General features: G+C 47.7%; 8 protein-coding genes. All 8 read left to right on the forward strand.

Features of this window, described 5'->3' with window-relative positions:
* Positions 1 to 325 (forward strand): ATP-binding protein (locus VFG09_10040; protein HET6515487.1); only part of this gene is annotated, 325 nt, incomplete at its 5' end.
* A 185-nt stretch (positions 326 to 510) separates the two neighbouring features.
* Positions 511 to 711: a hypothetical protein gene (locus VFG09_10045; protein ID HET6515488.1), complete on the forward strand. Its 201-nt coding sequence runs from the start codon at positions 511 to 513 to the stop codon at positions 709 to 711.
* A gap of 56 nt (positions 712 to 767) precedes the next feature.
* Positions 768 to 1346, forward strand: a complete 579-nt coding sequence (locus tag VFG09_10050; protein ID HET6515489.1) for a hypothetical protein — start codon at positions 768 to 770, stop codon at positions 1344 to 1346.
* Between the two features lie 42 nt (positions 1347 to 1388).
* Complete coding sequence (locus VFG09_10055) at positions 1389 to 3089, forward strand: N-6 DNA methylase (GenBank protein ID HET6515490.1); 1701 nt, start codon at positions 1389 to 1391, stop codon at positions 3087 to 3089.
* Positions 3076 to 3750, forward strand: a complete 675-nt coding sequence (locus VFG09_10060; GenBank protein HET6515491.1) for a hypothetical protein — start codon at positions 3076 to 3078, stop codon at positions 3748 to 3750. The genes VFG09_10055 and VFG09_10060 overlap by 14 nt, the downstream gene beginning before the upstream one ends.
* Positions 3751 to 3839: 89 nt before the next feature.
* On the forward strand, positions 3840 to 4094 hold the full coding sequence (locus VFG09_10065; protein ID HET6515492.1) for a hypothetical protein: 255 nt from the start codon (positions 3840 to 3842) through the stop codon (positions 4092 to 4094).
* 2 nt (positions 4095 to 4096) lie between these two features.
* Positions 4097 to 4657 carry an STAS-like domain-containing protein gene (locus VFG09_10070; protein ID HET6515493.1) on the forward strand — a complete coding sequence of 187 codons (561 nt, stop codon included), beginning with the start codon at positions 4097 to 4099 and terminating at the stop codon, positions 4655 to 4657.
* 177 nt (positions 4658 to 4834) lie between these two features.
* Positions 4835 to 6142: DNA recombination protein RmuC (gene rmuC / locus VFG09_10075; protein HET6515494.1), on the forward strand; the 1308-nt coding region annotated here is incomplete at its 3' end.

A 6142-nucleotide genomic window follows, 5' to 3' on the forward strand; every position in this document is an offset into this window, starting at 1 on the left:
TAAGAAGAATATTGTTAAGATCGCTGTCATGGATACCGGCATCGGCTTTAAGAAATCACTGTCGGAGAGATTCTTGCTAAAAGGCGATTATGAGGCCATCGATAGGGCCCTTCTTCAGGGGGCATCGCGGTACGCGGATGAGGGGAGGGGACATGGGCTTGCCGCAGTGAGGCGGTTTGTTCATGATTGGAACGGAAAACTTTCGATTCGTTCAGGGACAGCAAAGCTCTCGATAATACCGGAATGGGGATGGGGCAAAAGGAAAGAGGTCAAACTTGCTTATTTCCCGGGAGCACAGATTAATATCATGCTGCCCGAGGTGTAGACGTTCTCTTTGCTCTTTCATTGTTGTAGCCTACTCATCTCGTCTTTCGAAAAAATCCCTCTTGACATCTGCTCCGAATTATGGTTCAATTGAATCAGTTGAAATGGCTTCGAAGTCCCCCCTCCAAGAAAGGAAGGGCTTGATGAGGAGTTTATATTACGAAAGACTACTGGGATAAAGAAGCATTGAAAGCTCATTTCAGGGACAGGATCGCGAAGTTCGAGCGGTACTCAAAAGACCCGGAACAGTTCCACAAAATCTTTGAGGAGCTCGGATTTGCCTATGTGGACGATGGCTGTGACGGGTTCTGTCCTGAATGTGAGCAGATGTTGAAGTGTAAGGTCTATGAACAGATAAAGGATGAATGGGAGTGGATTTATCAGTGACGCTGGTTGATTTCGACAAAGCTGTTACCTTAACGAGACGATCATAAAGGAGTGTTATGCTGACGGCTAAGAAGGACAAGAGGTATCGCATTACTCCGAATCCCAGACTTACCAGGCTAAAGGTACTTGATGCAACCCCGCAATTCATACGCTGCTATGTGGCGGGCCAAATGGCAGCTGCGCGGCGTGACCCACACATGCGAGAGGTATTAGGAATTTGTGATGGTGATATACCTGAAGATTCTTTTGTAAAGGCGTTCGGTAGGCATCTTCAAAAAAATTTGTCGGAAGAAGATTTAAATTGGTTAAAGGACCATTCCTCTTCACTGCCAGGAAAATGTGCGCCTGAAAAGTGGCTTCAAAACCTTTTAGTAAAACACGATTTCTTAAGAAAGATTGCGGAGTTATTATCTGCCGATGAAGAAGATGTTTTGCCAATTTTTAATGCTGTTGCGCAATTAGACCATCATGATATTTTGTTTGAATTATCGTCGCGCTTGGGTCGGTCAGTTGAGGAACTTAAGAATATTGTTAGCCTAGCCATAAGTCAAACATTTCCGAAAGAATTCGAAATGATTGTGGCGGCAGTTGAGAAGCTATTGACACAAGGGAAAGGGACGGCATCAACAAGATAGAACAAGAGGTAACTATACTTAATTACAGGAAACGATTAACTAATGAAAAACTGCAAATACAACATACCGTTACAGGAAAACTTGGAATTTGAAGCAGTCGATAAGGCTATGGGATCAATCGAAACAAGCGCGCTAACACTTTCGGAAGAAGCTGTTTCAGCTTCAGTTAACCGTTACAAGCAGAACGGCGCTGCTAAGAAAGTTCTTGGCGCTGTTTATACACCTCCACGGGTCGCATCTGCGCTGGTCCGATGGGCTATTCGTTCGCATCATGATAAAGTCCTCGACCCTTCCTGCGGGGACGGCGTTTTCCTGAAGGCCGCCAAGGAACATATGATAGCCATTGGAAATAAGAAGCCTTTTTGTATGGGCGTAGATATTGACCCCAAAGCTGCTGCTGAATCCAGTGCAATCTGCGCTGATTTTTTTGAATGGGCGCTGGATGCCCCGAGATTTGACGCCATTGTCGGAAATCCACCTTTTATTCGCTCTCATCTTTTCCCGGAGCCCAGCAGAAAGGTAGCGTTTCATCAGATGGGAAAAATGGGATTGCATCCATCCCGGCTTATGAGCACATGGGTCCCATTTGTGGCGATAAGCTCCAAACTTCTGACGGAAAATGGAAGGATGGCATTTGTTATCCCCGAAGAACTGCTCCACGTGAGCTATGCGGAAGAGCTGCGGCGATTACTCCTCAAGTTTTTCAGAAGGGTCATAATTTGTGTTCCTAACGGCAGTATTTTTTCAACCGTCCAACAATCCGTTGTGCTTCTCCTTTGTGAGAATGAAACTTCGGGTCCGGCAGGCTTGCTGACCATATCCTTTTCTCAGCTTGAAAAAGGGCCTCCCTACGACACAGACTCGGCGCCAGAATGGGACTGGACGCCGAAATGGACTCACGTTTTTCTTTCGGCGGACGAGCGAAGCTTCGTGAGCAAAGTTTTTTCCGGCCTGGGATGGAAGCCCTTGAGTGAATACGGACGTGTAGAAGTGGGCGTAGTTACCGGAGATAACAACTTTTTCATCGTGCCTGAGTCAAAGGTAAAAAAATTAAAGGCTGATAATTTATTCACGCCGATCATCACGAGCGCACGCGAATTGCAGGGCATTCAGTTTGCGGCACAGGATTTTAAAAACCTTGCACGCAATGGCAATTCCTTATTTTTGATTTCCACTGCCGAATCTCTCAAGAACCTTCCTCAGTCATTGCAGGAATATTTGTCAGAAGGCATAAAAGAGGGAATACATCAGCGTTACAAGTGCAGAATTCGGGATCCCTGGTATGCGGTACCGAGTATTTGGCCTGCCGATGCAATCTTGTTGAGGCAGGCTGGTGAGGTACCGAGGCTGGTTCATCTCACCAGAAAATGCACTTCCACGGATACAGTTCACCGGGTCAGATGGCGGAAACAGTCACTCGGCAAACTTCACGCTGCGAGTTTTATGAATACTTTTACCTTGATCGCCTGTGAATTGACGGGCAGGAGTTACGGAGGCGGCGTTCTTGAATTAATGCCAAGCGAGGCGAATAACATACCCTTGCCGCCACCCATGCCACTACTAGGAGCGTTTTTTGATGAAATAGATAGCCTTGCAAGACAAAGGCATTTTGATAAGACAAGCGAGTTGATTGATCAGATTGTTGTGCCGAAGACGTTTACCCGTAATGACCTCCTGATCGCAAGAACTATACTTGCCAAACTCATCACAAGGAGAAAAAACAAGAAAAATGGACACAGCTGAGAAAGCCCTTTGGAAAGATATCGTGAGCCGCCATGTGGCTGAGACTCCTGAAGTCGGCCTTACAAAAGCCAAACAGCAGGCATTGGCTCTCGCGCTGCAACAGTGGACAGCCGTGTGCATCACAAAGCACCTGGAAGATATTATCGGAAACCAAACTGAAGAGCTCTTAAAACATGTAAAGAAAGACAAGTGGCATATTCATCATCAAGGGAAAACTTTTCTGGGCGCAATTCGATGGCAGGAGGTTGACGTATGGATGACCAACGATGAGGCGGGGTTGGTTCTTGCCGTTGATCCGAAGCATTTCCAGTCTAAGGACAGTTTAAACAAAAACTGGAAGAACGGTCATAACGATCTCACTGCATTTGCCACGAACCTGCATGAACGGTTTCCCATGTGCGTTATCGGTGGGGTAATCTCCTTTCCAGAATGGGCTGCGGCGGCAGCAACGCTCAAACAAATGAGCAGTATCTGCAGCCGCTCAATACCGCGCGAACGCCCACTTAACGCCTACGGGAAATTCGAAGGCTTCGGACTTGCGGTATATGATAGAAAGTACAATTTAGTGTGGCCGCCGACATTAGCGGATTCGCTAAGACCAACTAATGCCTTCAAGTCATTGGCAAATGCAATCTTCACAAGGACAATGGCCCTATTATAAATATCATTTTGGGGCAGCAGCGTGTGGATCGAGAATGAGCCGAATAATATAGTGCATTTCGAGGAGATCAAGAAAGAATAACGGATTCCATGCTCATCCACAATGAAGACATAAAGGAAATAATTGCCGAAATTCCTGAAGGGCATGAGCATCTGAGGACGACCATTGTCTTGCAGGACGGTACTGAGATGACATTTCAGGAGGCGACGGTTGCGAATATCGTTCGGGCTTATATAACGGTCAAGACACATCCCACAAGAAAGAAGATTGTCTTAAAGGGAAAACGTCTTGATGAGAGGAAAGATGGTTATGCCGAGTGGCAGCTTATTGAGGAAGGAAATTGAACATGTCCACTTACAACCTCTATAAACTCCTCAAGGAAGAACTCGGAAACGGTTCTTCGGACCTAGTTACTCGTCCGTCCGGTCAGACGATACGGGAGCGAATTGAGCGGGATCTACAGAATGAAAAGGACGGCGAAGTTATTGCCCTCGACTTCTCGAAGATCGGGATAATCGATTACTCCTGTGCCGACGAGATTGTCGCAAAGCTTGTTTCAAGATTATTGAGCGGTGAATATGGAGACAAGTATATTATCCTCATCGGTCTAAACGAAAACCAGAAGGAAAACATTGAGGTTGCCCTGGAGCGGAAAGACCTTGCCGTTATTGTTGAGATGAGGAGCGGCAAGAAGATCCTTGTGGGCAGCCTGAATAACTATCTGCATGAGACTCTCGATTTCATAGCGAGGAAAGGGAAGAGTACCGCCGGTGATCTTTCCGCGGCATTAAAGCTGCCCGCAAACACGAGCGGAACAAGGCTGTTGAACCTTCATAAGAAGCATCTTGTGAGAAGAGTCGACATAATAAGAAACGGCGGAAGGGTATGGGTGTATGAGAGAATTTAAGATGCAGTTCCCTATTGTCTTGCTACAGGGTTTCTCTCTTTTTGTCATTCTGGCTTGTCCAGAATCTTTCTTTAAAAAGGATTCCCGACAAGCGGGAATGACAATAAACACAAAGAATAAACCTTCAGACAGCCTGCGGTCTTGCCTAAGGTTCTTCAAATTCTACCAGGAGATAGCATGGAAACAATAATGTATTTGATTCTCGGAATTCTTGTAGGAGGTTTTTTCGCGGCGATTATTGCCACGATGCTCCAGCAAAAGAAATGTGAGAAGCAGATTGCAGACGTCCAGATGAATTTATCAAACCGGCTCACAGAACTTGACGTAAAGGCACGAAGTGCGGAAGCGGTTGTCAGCGAACTGAGGCAGCAGATCCAGCAGAAGGACTCCGAGATAAACCAGGTTCGGAATGAGCTTGACGCAGAAAAACAGTCGAAAGTTGGGGCACTGACGAGACTCGAGGAAGCCCGCAAGAGCTTTGAAGAGCAGAGAGGGCTTCTTGACGCAATGAAGAAAGAGATGACCGACACCTTTAATGCCCTTTCCTCCGCAGCCCTCAAGAGCAGCAGCGAGGACTTCCTCCGGCTTGCCTCCGAACATCTCGGCAAGGTTGTGACAGACACGAAGGGGAAACTCGGGGAGCATCAGGCTGCCATGGACGGGCTTCTCAAGCCCTTGAGTGACGCATTAAGAAAATATGAAGAGCAGATACATTCCATAGAGGTCAAGAGGAAACAGGATTACACAAGCCTCGACGAGCAGATAAAGATGCTCGCCACGACCCACCAGCAGTTGCAGCGGGAAACGAGCAGTCTCGTGACTGCGTTGAGAAAGCCTCAGGTCAGCGGTTCATGGGGCCAGCTCTCGATGAAGAGGGCAGCAGAACTTGCCGGGATGACGGCGTACTGTGATTTCTTTGAAGAGGTTTCTGTGACCACGGAGACGGGCCGTCTGAGGCCCGACATGATCGTCCGTCTTCCGAACGGCAGAGAGATCGTTGTCGACGCCAAGGCGCCGGTGGATGCCTACCTGAATGCGGTATCAAAGCCTTCCGATGAAGAGAAACGCAAGGCCCTGACACACTATGTTAGCCAGGTAAGGACACACATGAACACTCTCGGATCCAAATCCTACTGGGACCAGTTCCCGAAGTCTCCCGAGATGGTCGTGATGTATCTCCCGGGGGAATCATTCTTCAGTGCTGCCCTGGAGCACGACCATAAGCTCATCGAGGACAGCAGTCTCAGGAAAGTGATTTTGGCCACTCCCACTACCTTTATTGCGCTTCTTAAGGCCGTTGCCTACGGCTGGCAGCAGGAACAGATCACGAAGAGCGCACATCAGGTGAGTATTCTCGGCAAGGAACTCTATGAGAGGATGAGCACCCTTGCCAAACATTTTGAGAGTCTCGGTTCCCATCTCGAAAAGGCCATCGGCTCATACAACAGGGCTGTGGGTTCGATGGAATCCCGGATCCTCCCTTCC

The sequence above is a fragment of the Thermodesulfovibrionales bacterium genome (assembly GCA_035686305.1).
Lineage (GTDB): Bacteria > Nitrospirota > Thermodesulfovibrionia > Thermodesulfovibrionales > UBA9159 > DASRZP01.